The following is a 16,960-nucleotide window of genomic DNA, read 5'->3' as shown; positions in this document are numbered from 1 at the left end:
AGCTACGGAAAGGGGGAAGGCATGTACGTTTTTACCAAGGATGATCTACAGCAAAACCGACCTCAGAAACGTAGAATATCGGGCAAAGGCAGTAGATCTTTTATTACAAAAAAAAGAGCACTATTTGCAGTAGGATTAATAACCTTGGTTCTTTTGGGGGGAATTTGGTTACAAAAAACCAGCACGGCCTACGCGATTGTTATTAACGGCCAACAAACCGCAGTATTCGACAGCAAATCACAAGCAGAGCAATCCATTGCGAACTTTTTAAAGAAAAAGTCCCAGGAAATCGGAAAGCCTGTGACGACGCCAGACAAAATTGAAATCAAAAAAGTTCAGGTGGAGAAAAAAGACCGCATGTTTGCCGGGAATACGGACAAAATTTTATCGGAGCAGTTAAGCATGCTGGTTCCGGGAGCGGCAATCGTGATTGACGGTCAGGAGAAATTGATTGTTGCCGATAAAGAAAGTGCCGAAAAGCTGATTCAAAAAGTAAAAAACAGTTTTACCCCTCAAGGTAAGGACCTGATCGTGAAAAAACTGGACTTGAAAGAAAAGATTCAGGTGGCAGAGAAGAATGTGCCTGTAAAAGAAATTATCAAAGAGGATCAGGCTTTTCAGCTTCTCACAGTTGGTACGGAAAAACTGGTTACCCACATTGTAGAGTCCGGTGAGTCGCTCTGGTCTATCGCCAAGGACAACAGCATGAAAGTGGAGGATCTTGAGGCCGCTAATCCTCAGATCAATCCGGATAAAATTCAAATCGGGGATGAAATTAAGCTGGTAAAAGCGGAACCGATGCTACATGTAACGGCGGTTGCAGAGTACACGGAAGTTAAAACAGTTCCTTTCGGAGTAGAAGTTATTTCCGATAAAAATGTGCTTCGGGGGAAAGAAACCGTAAAACAAGACGGTAAGGACGGATCAAAGGAATTCAAGTATCTTTTGGTCCAAGTTAACGGGCAACAAATAGACAAGCAGTTTTTAGATGCTACGGTGCTTTCTAAGCCCGTAAATAAAGTGGTCGTCAAGGGAACAAAATTAGTATTGGCATCCCGTGGCAGCGGCGGAAGCGGACAATTGATGTGGCCGCTCAGAGGCTCCATTACTTCTCCCTTCGGGTATCGTCACGGAGAATACCATACCGGGGCCGATATTGACGGCGACATTGGAGACCCTGTTCGTGCTGCGGAAGACGGTAAAGTCATTTACGTGGGCAGAGATGGGAATTATGGTAAGCTGATCAAGATTGATCACGGAGATGGCGTACAGACCTGGTACGCTCACCTGTCCGCCTATGAGGTTAGCTCGGGAGAAAAAGTGGCACGGGGAGACCTGATCGGCAGAGTGGGTGCAACCGGCAGAGCTTACGGTTCCCACTTGCATTTTGAAGTTAGAATCAACGGGAATGCGGTTAATCCTCTAAAATATTTGGATTAATAAAAAATATCAAAGCCGGATGCTTAAATGCCTCCGGCTTTTAAACTATTCAGGAAAAAATTTTGGAAGTGCAAAAGCCCTTCAGGCTTTGCATAAATCCCTTAAATTCATTTAAACTAAAGAAGGAGTGTTGAAATTTTTCCTGAAATATCACATAATATATTATATACTCCCATGGGGTATTATCAAAGGGGGGGAAAGTGTGGACCTGAAAAATGCCAAAACCATTGCTGTGGTTGGTCTCTCGGCAAATCCTTCTAAAGCCAGCTACCGGGTGGCGAAATATTTGAAAGAAAAGGGTTATGATATTATACCGGTGAATCCCGGGGAACGAGAGGTTTTAGGGGAGAGAAGTTATCCGGATCTCATCTCTTTACCGTCGGGAATTTCTCTGGACATTGTGAATATTTTTCGAAAGCCGGAGGCCGTTGGCCCGGTTGTGGATGAGGCCATCAAGCGCCGGGCGAAAATGATCTGGATGCAAGAGGGGGTTGTGAATGAAGAGGCAAAAAAGAAGGCCCTCGAAGCAGGTCTGGATGTGGTCATGGATACCTGTATTATGAAAGTGCATCAAGGCCAGATAGGATAGGGAGAGGTTGAATATGCATGACGTGATTGTGATTGGCGGGGGACCGGCAGGTTTGACGGCGGGGTTATATGGGGCCCGGGCAGGACTGAAAATTTTATTGCTGGAAAGGGCGATGCCGGGAGGACAGGCCGCAATGACCGAAAAAATAGAGAATTATCCGGGATATCCCCAGGGCATAGGCGGGCCTGAACTGATGATGAGTTTTATGGAACAGGCCTTACGCTTTGGACTGGAATATCAATCTGAAGAAGTAAAAAAAGTAAATTTTTACAGTCCAGAAAAGTCCGTTGAGACAGACGGGAAAAGCTTTTCCGCCAAAGCCATTATTTTGGCCACCGGATCCCGGCCCAAGTTTCTCAATGTACCGGGGGAAAAAGAATTTCAGGGCCGGGGCGTTTCTTATTGCGCCACCTGTGACGGGGCATTTTTCCGCGAGAAAAAAGTGGTGGTTGCCGGGGGAGGCGATTCGGCCCTGGAGGAAGCCATGTTTTTGACCAAATATGCCCGGGAAGTAGTGCTGATTCACCGCCGGGATCAACTGAGGGCGGCTAAGGTCCTGCAGGACCGGGCCCAGCGCAACGACAAATTACACTTTATGTTGGATTCCGTGATCGAAACGATTGAAGGCACCCAGGGGGTGGAAAAGGTAAGGCTGCGCAATGTGAAAACAGGGGAAAATAAGGTTGAGGCCACGGACGGTGTCTTTGTTTTTGTAGGACATATTCCGAACACGTCCTTTTTGGCAGGAACGGTGGAATTAACGGAGGATGGGTACATTCGAACAGGCAACCAGTTAAAAACATCTGTCTCCGGGGTATTTGCCGCAGGAGATGTGCGGGACAAATTCCTGCGCCAGGTAAGTACTGCAGTGGGAGATGGTGCAGAGGCAGCTATGGCCGCGGAACGGTACATTGCTGAACTTGGTTAACAGGCTTATTGAGCACATCACGACAGGAAACATTTGACCTGTTCAGTCGCTTGATATTATACAAAAGTTTATTGGAGGAGGTGAAAAAGATGTGTGAAGCATGTGGCTGCCAGAGCGGTATTGATACGGTCGTACTCCGGGTGGAAGGGATGAGCTGCGGGCATTGTAAGAATGCGGTGGAAAAAGCTGTAAAAGCTCTTCCGGGAGTAAGCTCCGCTGAAGTTACTCTCGACGACAGTACGGTTACCATAAACTTTGATACCCATGTTGTGGGTCTTGATGCCCTTAAGAAGGCAATTGTAGATGCCGGTTACGAGGTCGCTTAAGCTTTGGCTTTAAATCTTTCTTCTAAAACCCCGGAAAAGCCTCTGGGCTATTTTGGGGTTTTATGTTTCAGTTTTTGGAATAAAAGTTTTCAACTTTGCCAAAGCTATAAGGGACATGGGAGAATATCCGCGGTTTTAAACAAATAGGAGGCGAGCATATTGGCGTATCGAATTAGTGATGAATGTATCGCGTGCGGTGCATGTGCCCCTGAGTGTCCCGTTGAGGTAATCAGTGAAGGGGAAGATAAATACGTGATTGATGAAGAGGGATGCATTGAGTGCGGTAACTGTGCCGAGGTTTGCCCGGTGGGGGCACCTGAGGAAGTTAGCTAAAAGAACCTGTTAAGGGTTCTTTTTTTTGTACCTTCCTGGGCCCCTTGCCGAGGTAGTCCCTAAACCCCTGTTTACCCGTACCCCAGAAAAGCCCTCAAGGGCTTTTTCTTGTTAGAATTACCAATGAAGTGGCTGAATAAGTATAGTATAATAAAGAAGCAAAAAAATTGGCTTATGACAGCATGAATTTGACATCGGAATATTTCCGTGTCGACCAGGGGGGAGGGGTTGACATGAAGGGAAGCTTTTTTTGCCGCACCAGGCATGTGACAAAATTAATTATCGGCGCCATCATTGCATCCCTGGTGCTGCTCGTGGCTTTTTCCATCCGGTATCCCAATCTGCCTAAAGTACTTGTTTACAAGGCTTTCCGGGAATATGTCAGGATATCGATGACATGGAAAACCAGACACTGGGAAGAAATCGAAGGACAGAATTTTGTGCTCCGCTTTCAGTCGGGGGATAAAAATGTAGCCAAAATGGTCTTAGATAATGCGGAGGAGGCCTATGTGCCGGTAAACAATGCCCTGGATTATTATCCCAGGCGCAAGATTCCCATTATTCTCTATCCGGATACGGTATCGATGAATAAAAGCTTTGGCTGGGCCGCTGATGAAAGTGCCATGGGCGTCTACTGGGCAGGGGTGATTCGGGTTCTGTCCCCGAATTATTGGATTGAAGGGGGAGATATAGAGGCCAAATTTAAGTCTGATGGACCCATGGCCCATGAATACACCCATTTAATCGTGGATTACCTGGCCGGAGGAAACTACCCCCGCTGGTTCACGGAGGGGATCGCCCAGCGGGAGGAACGAAAAATCACCGGTTTTGAAATGGCCTTGACCGGGACCGAGGAGATTTATCCCTTGTCTAAAATGGATGCCGGGTATGATCTGCTGCCGAACCAAAGCGCCGCTTATCGACAGTCCCTGGCCATGGTAGATTTTCTGGTGGAAAGATACGGCGAGGATGCCCTGAAACAGATTTTAGCGGATTTAGGAAAAGGAAACAGCATGGACGGCGCCTTTACGAATAGCATCGGTATCAACATGCAAGGTTTTGAAGCGGAATTTCTGCACAGTATCAAATAAGGGATCCCTTGATCCCATTCATAAGCCCGAAAGGGCTTTTTTCATTATGACATGGGCTGCGTTAATTGTTTTCTCTCCGCCCATCGAGTCCGGCCAATGATCATCAGTATGAAAATTCCCGTTACGGCACCACACATTAAGAAGCCAACAGAGGGCCCAAATTTCTGGGTAAAACCGCCGACAAACAAATTGCCGATAGGAGTAGTTCCACCAAGAGAAAGAGAGTAGAAACTCATGGTGCGGCCCCGATATTCGTCATTGGAGTTTAACTGCAAAGTAGAATTTACCGTATTCATAAAAATAATATTAAAAAAACCAATACCCCCAATTACGATTACGGCTAAAAAATAAGAATGAATAAAGAATATCATGATCAGCAAGGCGGCGATGATCAAAGAACTGGCAAACATGGTCCGCCGTTTCGGGTCGGTACGGACTTGAGTCGCAACCAACAAGGCACCAACAAGTGAACCAATACCCATCGCCGAGAGGAGAAAACCATAACCATGTACACCCTTGTGGAGAACCTGATCAGCAAAAACCGGGAAGAGCACGTTGGTGTTCATGGCGAATGTCCCTACATCCAACACGGTAAGAACAGCACAGGATAAAACCGGCTTCCGGATAATGTATTTGAATCCGTCCGCGATGCTCTTAAGCATGTTCTCTGTTCTTTTCACTATGGTAATTTGCTGAGGACGAATGAGATATAAACCGATGAGTACCGGAATGAAGCTGATGCCGTTTAAGAAAAAACAGAATCCGGCACCCACATTTGCCATTAATAAAGCGGCTAAAGCCGGGCCGATAATCCGGGCTAAATTAACGATGCTGGAATTGAGGGCTAAGGCATTGGTCAAATCTTTTCTGCCCACTAATTCAATGATAAAAGAATGTCGGGTAGGCATATCCAGGGTGCTGACCAAACCCAGTATTGCAGCCAAAATCAGGACTTGCCAATAATAAATATGTCCGGACAAAACCAGGACAGCCAAAATGAAGGCCTGGATCATCAGCGCTGCTTGCGTAAATAGGAGTACCGATTTTTTGGGATACCTGTCGGCAAAAACACCGGCAAAAAGAGAAAAAATAAGCATGGGTCCAAACTGGGCAACCCCTAAGACCCCGAGTAAAAATGCAGATTTCGTGATCGTATAGACCAACCACTGTTGGGCAGTTCTTTGCATCCAGGTGCCCATGAGTGATAGGCACTGACCAAACCAAAAATAACGAAAATTTTTATGAGTCAGGGCAGGAAAGGTCCGGCCAAGTCTGGCCCTTAGCGCAACGTTCATGATTTATGCTCTCCCGTTTACTGATTTTCAAATTAGGCGGGTACCTTGCAGAAGATCAAACATAATCGTAACTGCGAGTAAATCCGCCGTTCCCCCCGGACTGATATTTTTGATGATAAAATCACGGTCCATGGCATGAATGAGATCGATCCCTTCGGCAGTAAACATGCCCCCTGCATCAAGTGCTTCGGATGCATATCTTTTCACATAGTTGAGCGTTTCCTTGTCGTGTCTTGCCGCAACATTTGTATCTTCATTTACCGCCATCAAATGCAAAAGGGTCTGAACAAGGATATCATTTATGGGGTAATCCTTCCTGGATTTCAATTGTCTTAGCACCGGCAGGGAATAGGTCCTTACGGTGGGGAATCCGTTTTCCACTTCTCCCCGGATTCCCCTGAACCCGTATTTTTGATAGATCCTTTCCCCATGGGTAAATCCTGCTGCCTTCTTCAGGGCATAAAGCTCCCTTGCACACAAGCCCCGTGTCATACAGGAAACCAGGGTACATATTTCTTCCGCATCCAGACAGGCGTCTTTTTTCCCTTTCAGACACCTGCCTGCCGCAGCACAAATAATTCCCATGGAAAATATCAATCCCTTGTGGGTGTTGGCCCCTCCGGTGGCCCGCAGCATGGCGTCTTCCGCTTCTTTTCCCAAAGGCCGCAGGCTTTGGAAAAGCCTCCCAAGATCATCTCCGTCAAACATGGTGCCCTGAAAAGCACATTTTATGAAATAGGAAGAAAGGGCAGCGGTACTGGCCATAAAACTGAAAAAATCCATGTCTTTATGGGCGCCCTGATTGAGCCTATCCACTAATCCGGGCTTGGGCGTTGCCGAGACTTCGTAAAGCAGGGCGGTAACAGCACATCGTCCTACAGCTTCGCAATATGCAACCATATATTTCACTCTACTATCCTTCCGGAAAAATATGCATCCGCAATGGTTTGAATCTTTTCTAGGAGAAGCTCTACAGGATGCGCCCTGCTTCTGGCGCAAACATGGGCATCTTCCTCGCATAACAGGCATTTGCGCTTGGGATATCCCAGCTCTTCACGGGAAATGGCAGACCCATTAGGCCCAATTACATCAAGATCCCATAATCTTCCTAAGGGATGCTCATTTTCAATCTGAAGCATCAATTCCTTTAACGCAGGTGCATCGGCCTTGACGACAACATAAGCCTCAGAACCGGTATTCGGCTCACGTATTTCAACATAGAGGAGACGATTTTCATTTTCCTCCATCTTTTCGATCAGTACATGGCAGCCCTCTCTGAAAATACGGGTGCTGGCAGAGGTTTTTTTATTTTTCCCCGGTATGTTAACCGTCATCGATATCACGGGCAAGTCGAATTTTTTGATTAATTCTTTTTGTTTTTCCGCCCGCTCATCCCGGGCTTTGAGCAGCTGCGCCAGGGTGATCTCACATGGGTGGGTCATTTTCAGACACCTTTTTTTACCTGGCGGATCACATCAATCACAGACCCGTCCCGGTATTTGACAATACCAACGATCTTATCTTCCCATTGAATGGGATCCGGCGTACCAACAATTCGGTCGGCCTTTGCTTTCAACTCTTCAATAGAGAGCGTAGGAATCCCTGCCGCTTTGAGGTTTTCCCCAATATCCTTCCTTAATGGATTGACGGCAATCCCTTGATCCGTTACCAGCACATCCACCGTATGCCCCGGAGTAACCACCGTATTCACCCGGTTCAAAATACTGGGCATTCTGCCTCTAATCAGCGGGGCCACAATAATGGCTGCAGATGCTCCGGCCGCGGTATCGCTGTGCCCGCCGGAAGCCCCCCGGATCACGCCGTCCGAGCCGGTAATGACATTGACATTGAAATCAAGGTCTATTTCAAGAGCACTCAATACCACGACATCCAACTGGTGGGCGGCACACCCTTCATTGTCCGGACTGGCATAGTATTCTGCATCGATCTGATGGTGGAACCTGTTGTGTTGAAGGGATTCCACAGCGGTCAGATCAAAGCTCTGCACATCCAGGAGCCGGTGGATCAGACCCTCTTCGTGCATGGCCACAATCTGGGCCGTGATGCCGCCTAAAGCGAAACTGGCTTTGATATTGGACGCGATCATCTTTTCCCGTAAAAATCTTGTCGTGGCCAGGGATGCTCCTCCAGACCCGGTTTGCAGCGAGAAGCCGTCCGTAAAATAGCCCGAAGCCTCAATGACATCAGCCGCACTTTTGGCAATGAGAAGGTCCTTGGGGTTATTGGTGTACCTGGTGGCACCGGATACAATTCCCTTCGGGTCTCCGATGGAATCTACCACCACGATATAGTCCGCCTGGGACTCCGGTATGCCAAAAGGCACATTCGGATAGGACACCAGGTTGTCTGTAATCAAGACCACATTTTTAGCGTATTGGGCGTCCACCTTGGCATAGCCCAGGGAACCACAGGCAGATGCCGCCGTATTTTGCCTGGAATAGCCGTTGGCATTGCCGTAGGGATCACAGGAAGGGACTCCTAAGAAAGCTACATCGATGGGAAGCTCCCCTGAGGCAATGGCCCTGGCCCGGCCTCCATGGGAATTGATTACCACCGGGATGTCCATTAATCCGTTGGAAATGGCACCGGCCAGTTCCCCTCTCAAGCCGCTGGTTTCGATCCTGCGGATTACACCGTTTTTAATATGCCCGATCAGGGGCGCATGAATATCCGTCAGGGAACTTGGGGCCAGAACAAGGTTCTTAAATCCCATCCGGTCAATCACATCCATGACCATGTTGACAATGAAGTCTCCGTTGCGGAAATGATGATGGAAGGATATGGTCATGCCATCTTTTAAGCCGGTGGCCCTGATTGCTTCTTCCAGGGAACCGATAATTTTATTCTTGCTGGGATTCATCTGGCGCTCTTTTAGTCTCTCAATGTTTTTGACCGGACCGTATCCTTGGATACTTTGAAAAGGCCGAAGCATCCCCAGCCCTTCAATTTGTATGGGAACTTCTCTGTTTACTCCATTCTGCATGATATCAGCCTCATTTCAACTTTACTTTTGCTGCTGCCGCCAGAGCAAGCACCCTGCGTGCTCTTTCCACAATGGGTTTGTCGATCATCCTGCCGTCCAGGCTGATCACTCCCGAGCCTTTCTCTTCGGCTTCAGCACTGGCTTCTATAATCCGCACAGACTTGGCAATCTCTTCTTGGCTAGGTGTAAATATTTCATGGACAATGCCAATCTGCCTGGGGTTGATGATGGATTTGCCGTCAAACCCAAGCTGTTTGATCAGCTTAACCTCGTTTCTAAACCCTTCTTCATCGTTAACATTGGAAAACACCGTATCCACCGCATCAATTCCCGCGGCTCTCGCCGCAAACAAGATCAGGCTCCGGGCCGTCAAAAGCTCAATCCCGTCCAGGGAGCGTGTGGTTTTTAAATCTGTGACAAAATCCTCCGCGCCCAGGGCGATACCAATCAACCGGCTGCTCGCTGCAGCTATGTGCTGGGCATTGAGCACGCCTTTTGCGCTTTCAACAGCGGCAAATATTTTGATGGTGCCCTGTTCCATGCCAACGGCCTTCTCAATCTCTGTGATCAACTGGTCTGCTTCCACCACATCCTGAGGAGTTTCTGTTTTAGGCATGCGGATCGCTTGGGGCCTGGCCCGCACAATTGCTTCATAGTCCTCTCTGCCAAAAGGCGTATTCAACCCATTGACCCTCACAATTACCTCCGTTTCACCATAGTCAAAAGTTCTCAGTGCATGATATACCAGAAGGCGCGCAGCATCCTTCTCCTTGATGGAAACCGAATCCTCCAGGTCGATCATAATGGAATCGGCGCCATAAATGTGGGCATCCCGCAACATGCCGGGATTGTTTCCGGGAACAAACAGCATCGTCCGTCTCAGCTTCTGCATCTACTCCACCTCCCATGGCTGGCAGTTGGCCCCGGCCGCTCTATTCACGGCCGTGATCATCCTGGCCTGAATGGTACAATCCAGGGCCCCTTTATCATTTGCCCGTACCAGTACATCCGTTACGCTCATTTTTTCCAATGTTGCTGTAATCACCTTTTTGATCTGACTGCCAAACTGGCTTTCCACCGTACTTTTCAGCTCAATTTCGATCCCTTTGCCTTCATTCTTCTCAATATGGATCATAATATCACTGGATTCAAGGGTTCCGGCCATTCCCACATTTTTGATCTCCACTTACTTCACCCCTTCTTTTAACATTTCAAGCAATCGATTACTCATTCTAAGGCGTATTCTTCGACTGAATCTTCTTGATAACCTCCTTGGCCTCGTCAGATAGTAAATAATGATACGTTGTTTCCGGTACAAGCTCTTTTACTTCATCCATCTCGCCCATTTGGATCAGTTCCCGGACTCTGGAAGCGCTAATCGCCTTTCCTTTGTGAGAGACCCTCGGTACGACTTCTACATCAATCCCTTTAGCCGGCAGCATCTCTTTCATGATACGGTTATAAACGGATGTCACCGGGCAATAGGGCTCTTCTCCCACGAACCTCTTGACGATGCCCAATGCCGGCCCGATATGTTCGGCAAAAACGGTGATGTCAAGCTTGGCATGGGTTTCTACATAATCCTGATATTCTTTGATAAAATAGGACGGAAAAGTAGCTTCAGATATGATGTAATCCTTTCCTTTATGAACGGCTGCATGGGGAATATGCCGTACACCCTCCTGGACCAGCCTGTATCGTACCTCTGAAGGGAAACTGGATCTATCTTCCCACAAAACAAAAATGTCCAGGATGTCACATCTTGCCGCGGCATACTCGATTAAGTATTGGTGCCCCAGGGTAAAAGGGTTGCAATTCACAACGATTGCTCCGCAAAGGCCGCCTTTTTTTCTTCCTGCCGAGACTTCTTCCAGATATTTTTTTATCCCGTCCCTTCTGTTCTCCATCAGAACTACCTTCATCGGCACTTCGGCAACCGGGTAGAAGCCCAATTCCGAAAAAATAAGTTTGTTCTCCGGCTTCGTATAAATAAATAGATGGGTTCGGCCTCTTTGATATTGCTCATTTACCAAATGGGTAATAACCCGGGCGGAGAGTCCCCTGCCTTGATACGCTTCATCAACAGCAATGCATTTGAGTACCCGGCCGGCAAAAGAACCGGCAGCGACGATTCTGCCGCCGTCAGTAAGCACCATGGAATATTCAAGATCCTGATCGACGGTGAGCCCTTGCTTTTTCAGAAAAGCGCCCAGTCTTTCCCTTTCACTTTGCGATGTGGGTTTGAGAACCTCTTCCATTAAATATTCCATCCGTAAAAGAACTCCTTAATTTATCACGCTTTTATTTTGTCGATTATCCCATAGGCAGCGGTCCTGTCTGGCTAATTTGCCACATTCTTTTTTATCCAGGGGAGTTTGCCTCCAACCTTTAATATTTTAGCATCTAATGGGGAGAGTGTGTGCACCAATTTAATTTTTGTTCCCTTTGTGATGTTGTTCAAGAAAACTTCCCCTTGAAGATCGCCTATTCCCACCTCTAAGAAGTCTCCCGTCTCAATCATGTCGTAATCACCAGGGTTTTCAAAAGTGAGCGGCACAATACCAAAGTTTATTAAATTTGCCAGGTGGATACGGGCAAAGGATTTCCCGATCACAGCTTTAATACCCAGATATTTGGGTGCCAGTGCCGCATGCTCGCGGCTGGAACCCTGGCCGTAATTCTCGCCGGCAATGATAAATCCCCCGTTCTTTTCCAGGGCATTTTTAGAGAAATTTTTGTCGACCGCTTTCAGAACATATTTAGATATTTCCGGGATATTACTGCGCAAAGGCAAAACTTTTGCACCGGCCGGCATGATATGATCCGTGGTGATATTATCCCCCAGCTTGACGAGAACCTCTCCCTTCAATACATCCGCCAGGGGTGAAAATGTAGGCAAAGGCTTAATATTTGGTCCGTAGACAACCTTGCTATTTTTCGCATCCTCGAAAGGCAGCGGTTCTATGATCATGTTATCATTTATCAAAAACTGATCCGGCATTTCGAACTTTGGATAGTCGCCTAACTCCCTCGGATCTGATAAAGTCCCTGTCAATGCGGATGCAACGGCCACTTCGGGACTTGCCAGAAAAACCTGAGCATCTTTTGTGCCGCTTCTGCCTTCAAAATTTCTGTTGAATGTCCTCACGGACACACCGGAAGAACAGGGCGCGGAACCCATGCCAATGCAAGGTCCGCAAGTATTTTCCAGTATGCGTGCTCCGGCCCGGATCAGATATTTCATTTCGCCGCTGTCGATTAAATGCTCAACAACCTGGCGGGATCCTGCACTGACCGTGAGATGAAGGTTTGGAGAGACAGTTTTGTCTTTTAAGGCATGGGCCACCACTTTCAGGTCTCTTAAAGAAGAATTGGTGCACGAGCCGATGGCTACCTGGTTGACCTTTAAACCGGCAACTTCCCGCACCGGTTTTACCCTACCCGGGCTGTGGGGAAGAGCCACCAAAGGCTCCAATTCACTTAAATTGATCTCCATGATTTCATCATACCGGGCGTCTTCATCAGGCATGATTTCTTGCCACTGTTCTCCCCTTCCCTGTGCTTTCAGGAATTTCTGCGTAACCTCATCACTGGGGAAAATACTGGTGGTACATCCGGTTTCTGTCCCCATATTCGTAATGGTAGCCCTGTCCGGGACAGTTAAGTTTTTCAATCCGGGTCCAAAATACTCCAGTACCTTGCCAAATCCGCCGTCTACGTTGATTCGCCTGAGTACTTCCAGGATGACATCTTTTGCGGAAACCCAGTCGGACAACCTGCCGGTAAGCTTTACACCCACAACGGCAGGATATTTTATTCTAAAAGGTTCGCCGGCCATGGCGGCAGCAACATCCAGTCCTCCCGCACCGATGGCAAAAGAGCCAATCGCTCCTGCAGTAGGTGTATGGCTGTCGGAGCCGATTAAGGTTTTTCCCGGACAGGAAAACCGCTCCAGGTAAACCTGGTGGCAAATCCCGTTTCCGGGTCTGGAAAAATACAGCCCGTACTTCTGGGCCACAGATTGCAGATAACGGTGGTCATCTGCGTTTTTTGAATCTGTTTGCAGGACATTGTGGTCTACAAAGCTGATACTTAACTCAGTTTTCACACGGTCAATGCCAATGGCTTCAAATTGCAGATATGCCATGGTTCCGGTGGCATCCTGTGTTAAGGTGTGGTCAATTTTTAAGGCCACCTCTTCACCTACGACAGCTTTTCCCTCGACAATATGCTGTCTCAGTATCTTTTCCGTTATTGTCCCAGACATGATATACCTCCCGATTTCGCTTGATAAATAGCTTTATACTGCTTAAATATGGGTTTTATTATATAGACTCTCCAAAAACACTGCCTTTAAAAAAATGTATTTCATCTAGAAAATCGTGCAAAATTTATTAATCATGATGAGTACGGATCAGTTATTTTTTAACGGTCCTTTTATTGCGGATCATGATATAATTAAAAGTATGGCGTAAAGTAATAAAGCATTTTCACTATTAAATCAATTTTAGGATATCAAAGTCTAGATCATTAGTGAAAATAAAGGATACTGAGATGGCAAAATACACTGCTATTCATCATTACCTGGAGTATTTAACAAACGAATTTGAACTTGAATTCTGTATTAATGATTTTACGGGACTATTATTGTCAGACCCAGACGTCACTGCGGTTTTGCAACCTTATATGATTCACAAAAATCCTTTTTGCCTTTACGTAAAATCAAATAAGACTCTTTATAAAAAATGCTATAAAATGAGAGATAAAATACTTGAAAAATCCGAAAAGGTAAAAGGGCCGTTTTATGGCATGTGCTACTGCGGATTAGAAGAATATGTTATTCCCATTATTTGTGCGGACCATGTGGTGGGCGTCATTTATGCCGGCCTTTTCTGCACCCGTGAAGATAAAGCTGCGGAAAGAATTAAAGCCGTATCGGAACGCTATAATATGAACATTTCTTTGATACTTGATAAATTTGCACTGGTGATACGGCAAAACAAATATGATCATAAATTTATGAGCAATATTTTAGGAATACTGGCGGAATACATCTCTCATATCTATACCGGTCTGCTGATCACGAATAAAAGTTTACCCAAAGCAAACTTAAAAAACCGCCCGGAAATAAACTATATCTTGTCTCATGCGATAGAATTTATTAAGCAAAATTATTATGCTCAAATATCTGCGAAAGATATTGCGTATTTTTGCCATTGCAGTGTTTCTACTCTAAGTCATATTTTTAAAAAGACTGTAAAAATGTCGATTAAATCCTATATTAATAAACTCCGTATGGAACACGCAAAACAACTTTTAATCCAAACGGATAAAAGCATTTCAGAAATTGCTGTAAAAGTTGGTTTTAACGACCCTAATTATTTTTCCAACACTTTTTCAAAGTTGAATGGCATGTCTCCCACCAGCTTCAAAAACACGTATATATCTTCCATCAAATAAACCTGGATCGCATGTCAGCAATAACCTCTGAAAAAAAGGCCGCAGGAGGTCTTTAATTTTAAATCCGGGGAGGAATAAAACGTTAATTAAAAGAATATATAAATACGGTATTGTAATAAAGGAGGGTTAAGCTTGTCCAGGTTGATCATCAAAGGGCCTTCCAGATTAGAAGGAAGCATCAAAATAAGCGGGGCAAAAAATGCCGCTTTGGCCATTATTTCCGCATCATTACTGGCAGAGGGAGAGACCGTACTGGAAAATGTTCCCCAGATCCAGGATGTGATGATTTTATCTGATATATTAAGTTCCTTAGGCGTCGATGTGTGCTGGATGGATGAAGAAATCTTAAGACTGAGGGTACCGGAAGAAATTGACCATGTCGCCACCTATTATCAGGTTAAACGCCTGCGGGCTTCCAATCTCCTTCTGGGCGCTCTTCTGGCCCGGAAAAGGGTGGCGGAAATATCACTGCCGGGCGGGTGTCAGATCGGATCCCGGCCTATGGATCTTCATATCAAAGGGCTGACTCAATTAGGCTGCCAAATTTCTATTGAGCACGGTTATATCAAGGCATCCCGCTCCCGCATGCGCGGGGCGAGAATTTATTTGGATTTTCCCAGTGTAGGAGCGACAGAGAATATTATGATTGCCGCTGCCGTGGCAGAGGGACAAACTATCCTGGAAAATGTGGCTAAGGAACCGGAAATAGTGGATTTAGCCAGCTTTTTAAATGCCTTGGGCGCAAAAATCCGGGGAGCCGGAACCGATGTGATTAAAATTACCGGGGTCAAGCGCTTGCAGGGGACAAGATACGGGATTATTCCGGACCGCATAGAGGCGGGCACCTTTATGGTGGGGGCAGCCATCACCCGGGGAAATATTCTGGTGGAGAATGTGATCCCTACCCATATCAAGCCGGTGAGTGCGAAACTTCAGGAGGCCGGGGTCTACATTGAAGAAAATGATTTAGGCATAAGGGTAATAGGCCCTGAGACAATTAAACCCATTGATGTAAAGACCCTTCCTTACCCGGGATTTCCCACCGATATGCAGTCCCAGATGATGGCCTTGCTGGCTTTGGCTGAGGGAACCAGCATGATTATGGAGAATGTTTTTGAAAACAGGCTCCAGTTGGCCCATGAGTTGAAAAGAATGGGCGCTAAGATAAAGGTGGAAGGGCGTACCGCGGTGATTTTAGGGGTAGAAAAGCTGTACGGGGCATCCGTGAAAGCGCTGGACTTAAGGGCGGGTGCGGCACTGGTCTTAGCTGCCTTAGCAGCGGAAGGCCAAAGTGAAGTTCATAACCTGGAAAGCATTGACCGGGGTTATTTAAATATCGAGAGGAAACTGTCTCACCTAGGGGCCGATATCATGAGAGCAGACTAAATGAAAAAATCGCTGTAAGCGATTTTTCATTTTTTAGAAGGAATTTGCCCCCAAATGCCTAATTTACTAGTTTGATTAAATTGGGGACATTCCTTGCTACAAGAGTCAAGAGGTAAGAGGCAATAAATAAGATGGTTGTCTTTCTCCTAACGCTGACTTCCTTTCTTGTCTCTTGGACGAGGTGTGGCCCCTGACATAAATTGGGGACATTCCTCCGGTGGGTTAGGAATGCCACACATCGAGGTGTGTCCCCTAACTTTAGATAAGGGGTATGAAATCATGGAATGTGCCACTCTCTTTAGCGGGAGCTCAGGGAATTGTATTTATGTGGGGACGGAAAGCACCAAGGTTCTGGTAGACGCGGGACATTCGGGAAAACGGATTGTCCAGGCCCTGAGCGAGTTACATATTGATATCAAAGAGATCCAGGCCTTACTGGTTACCCACGAGCATATTGACCATATTAAGGGGTTGGGAGTCTTATCCCGGCGCTATCATATACCCATCTATGCTTCTCCCAAGACGTGGACCGAGCTGGCTTGCATCGGGGAAGTGGATGAGCAGAATAAAAGAGAATATGACTACGGCATGGAAATCGGCGATCTGAAACTGGAGTTTTTTAAAACCTGCCACGATGCCGTCCAGCCGGTGGGAATCGCCTTTTTCCATCAGGACGGTGAAATAGGCATTGCCACCGATACGGGCTGTGTCACGGCCGGCATGAAAAAAGTCCTTGCCGGTGCCAATGCCCTCATTTTTGAAGCCAACCATGATGAACAGATGCTGAAAAACGGACCCTACCCATACCCTTTAAAGAAACGCATTGCCGGTGACCGGGGCCATTTATCCAACCGGACCGCCGGGGAAGCTTTAACGGAGCTGATTACCGGGGATACCCGGCAGGTGGTTCTCGCTCATTTAAGCGAGGTAAACAATACTCCTCAAATTGCCTTTAACTCGGTGGCTGAGACATTGCGGGAAACAGGTATTCTGGATGCGGTCGACCTTACCGTTGCCCCGCGCTACGCAGCCCACCCCCTGATAAAAATTAAACGTTTATAAAGGCATATCCGGTGCTGTTTATTGGTACAATATGGGAGGAGGGATG

The 16,960-nt window shown here is 46.8% G+C and carries 17 protein-coding genes; 9 read left to right on the top strand and 8 right to left on the bottom strand.

Annotation, left to right across the window (positions count from 1 at the left end; all coding sequences use genetic code 11):
- Positions 1-144: 144 nt before the first annotated feature.
- The 6 genes from DCMF_RS16840 to DCMF_RS16815 all read left to right on the top strand — a co-directional run bounded on the left by DCMF_RS16840 (position 145) and on the right by DCMF_RS16815 (position 4,707).
- Positions 145-1,440: a peptidoglycan DD-metalloendopeptidase family protein gene (locus tag DCMF_RS16840; protein WP_214658675.1), complete on the top strand. Its 1,296-nt coding sequence runs from the start codon at positions 145-147 to the stop codon at positions 1,438-1,440.
- A gap of 202 nt (positions 1,441-1,642) precedes the next feature.
- The gene (locus DCMF_RS16835) at positions 1,643-2,029 is read left to right on the top strand and encodes a CoA-binding protein (protein ID WP_148135488.1); all 387 of its coding nucleotides are present in this window, start codon (positions 1,643-1,645) and stop codon (positions 2,027-2,029) included.
- Between the two features lie 13 nt (positions 2,030-2,042).
- On the top strand, positions 2,043-2,957 hold the full coding sequence (gene trxB, locus DCMF_RS16830; RefSeq protein ID WP_148135487.1) for a thioredoxin-disulfide reductase: 915 nt from the start codon (positions 2,043-2,045) through the stop codon (positions 2,955-2,957).
- 89 nt (positions 2,958-3,046) lie between these two features.
- A complete protein-coding gene (locus DCMF_RS16825; RefSeq protein WP_148135486.1) occupies positions 3,047-3,283 on the top strand; it encodes a copper ion binding protein in 237 nt (78 codons plus the stop codon).
- A gap of 159 nt (positions 3,284-3,442) precedes the next feature.
- Positions 3,443-3,616, top strand: a complete 174-nt coding sequence (locus DCMF_RS16820; RefSeq protein ID WP_148135485.1) for a DUF362 domain-containing protein — start codon at positions 3,443-3,445, stop codon at positions 3,614-3,616.
- Positions 3,617-3,849: 233 nt separating this feature from the next.
- On the top strand, positions 3,850-4,707 hold the full coding sequence (locus tag DCMF_RS16815; RefSeq protein ID WP_148135484.1) for a peptidase MA family metallohydrolase: 858 nt from the start codon (positions 3,850-3,852) through the stop codon (positions 4,705-4,707).
- 44 nt (positions 4,708-4,751) lie between these two features.
- Here the strand turns inward: DCMF_RS16815 and DCMF_RS16810 are convergent, their stop codons facing one another.
- From DCMF_RS16810 to DCMF_RS16775, 8 genes are all read right to left on the bottom strand, one after another.
- Positions 4,752-6,002 (bottom strand): MFS transporter, encoded by a 1,251-nt coding sequence (locus DCMF_RS16810; protein ID WP_148135483.1) that lies wholly within the window; start codon positions 6,000-6,002, stop codon positions 4,752-4,754.
- A 27-nt stretch (positions 6,003-6,029) separates the two neighbouring features.
- A complete protein-coding gene (citG, locus tag DCMF_RS16805) occupies positions 6,030-6,902 on the bottom strand; it encodes a triphosphoribosyl-dephospho-CoA synthase CitG (RefSeq protein WP_148137956.1) in 873 nt (290 codons plus the stop codon).
- A gap of 5 nt (positions 6,903-6,907) precedes the next feature.
- The gene (gene citX / locus DCMF_RS16800; protein WP_148135482.1) at positions 6,908-7,444 is read right to left on the bottom strand and encodes a citrate lyase holo-[acyl-carrier protein] synthase; all 537 of its coding nucleotides are present in this window, start codon (positions 7,442-7,444) and stop codon (positions 6,908-6,910) included.
- A gap of 2 nt (positions 7,445-7,446) precedes the next feature.
- Positions 7,447-9,006 carry a citrate lyase subunit alpha gene (gene citF / locus DCMF_RS16795; protein WP_148135481.1) on the bottom strand — a complete coding sequence of 520 codons (1,560 nt, stop codon included), beginning with the start codon at positions 9,004-9,006 and terminating at the stop codon, positions 7,447-7,449.
- Positions 9,007-9,016: 10 nt separating this feature from the next.
- Positions 9,017-9,898 (bottom strand): citrate (pro-3S)-lyase subunit beta, encoded by an 882-nt coding sequence (gene citE / locus DCMF_RS16790; protein ID WP_148135480.1) that lies wholly within the window; start codon positions 9,896-9,898, stop codon positions 9,017-9,019.
- Positions 9,899-10,192 carry a citrate lyase acyl carrier protein gene (gene citD / locus DCMF_RS16785; RefSeq protein WP_148135479.1) on the bottom strand — a complete coding sequence of 98 codons (294 nt, stop codon included), beginning with the start codon at positions 10,190-10,192 and terminating at the stop codon, positions 9,899-9,901.
- A gap of 46 nt (positions 10,193-10,238) precedes the next feature.
- On the bottom strand, positions 10,239-11,276 hold the full coding sequence (gene citC, locus DCMF_RS16780; protein WP_148135478.1) for a [citrate (pro-3S)-lyase] ligase: 1,038 nt from the start codon (positions 11,274-11,276) through the stop codon (positions 10,239-10,241).
- 71 nt (positions 11,277-11,347) lie between these two features.
- A complete protein-coding gene (locus tag DCMF_RS16775; RefSeq protein WP_148135477.1) occupies positions 11,348-13,273 on the bottom strand; it encodes an aconitate hydratase in 1,926 nt (641 codons plus the stop codon).
- Positions 13,274-13,560: 287 nt separating this feature from the next.
- Between DCMF_RS16775 and DCMF_RS16770 the strand changes: the two genes are divergently transcribed.
- The 3 genes from DCMF_RS16770 (at position 13,561) to DCMF_RS16760 (ending at position 16,914) form a co-directional block, all read left to right on the top strand.
- Positions 13,561-14,466 carry a helix-turn-helix domain-containing protein gene (locus DCMF_RS16770; RefSeq protein ID WP_148135476.1) on the top strand — a complete coding sequence of 302 codons (906 nt, stop codon included), beginning with the start codon at positions 13,561-13,563 and terminating at the stop codon, positions 14,464-14,466.
- Positions 14,467-14,598: 132 nt separating this feature from the next.
- Positions 14,599-15,852: a UDP-N-acetylglucosamine 1-carboxyvinyltransferase gene (murA, locus tag DCMF_RS16765; protein ID WP_148135475.1), complete on the top strand. Its 1,254-nt coding sequence runs from the start codon at positions 14,599-14,601 to the stop codon at positions 15,850-15,852.
- A gap of 228 nt (positions 15,853-16,080) precedes the next feature.
- Complete coding sequence (locus tag DCMF_RS16760) at positions 16,081-16,914, top strand: MBL fold metallo-hydrolase (RefSeq protein ID WP_148135474.1); 834 nt, start codon at positions 16,081-16,083, stop codon at positions 16,912-16,914.
- Positions 16,915-16,960: the final 46 nt, after the last annotated feature.

This window comes from Candidatus Formimonas warabiya, assembly GCF_002777255.1.
Taxonomy (GTDB): domain Bacteria; phylum Bacillota; class Dehalobacteriia; order Dehalobacteriales; family Dehalobacteriaceae; genus Formimonas; species Formimonas warabiya.
The sequence above is the reverse complement of the archived record's forward strand: the minus strand, read 5'-3'. Positions and strand labels throughout refer to the sequence as shown.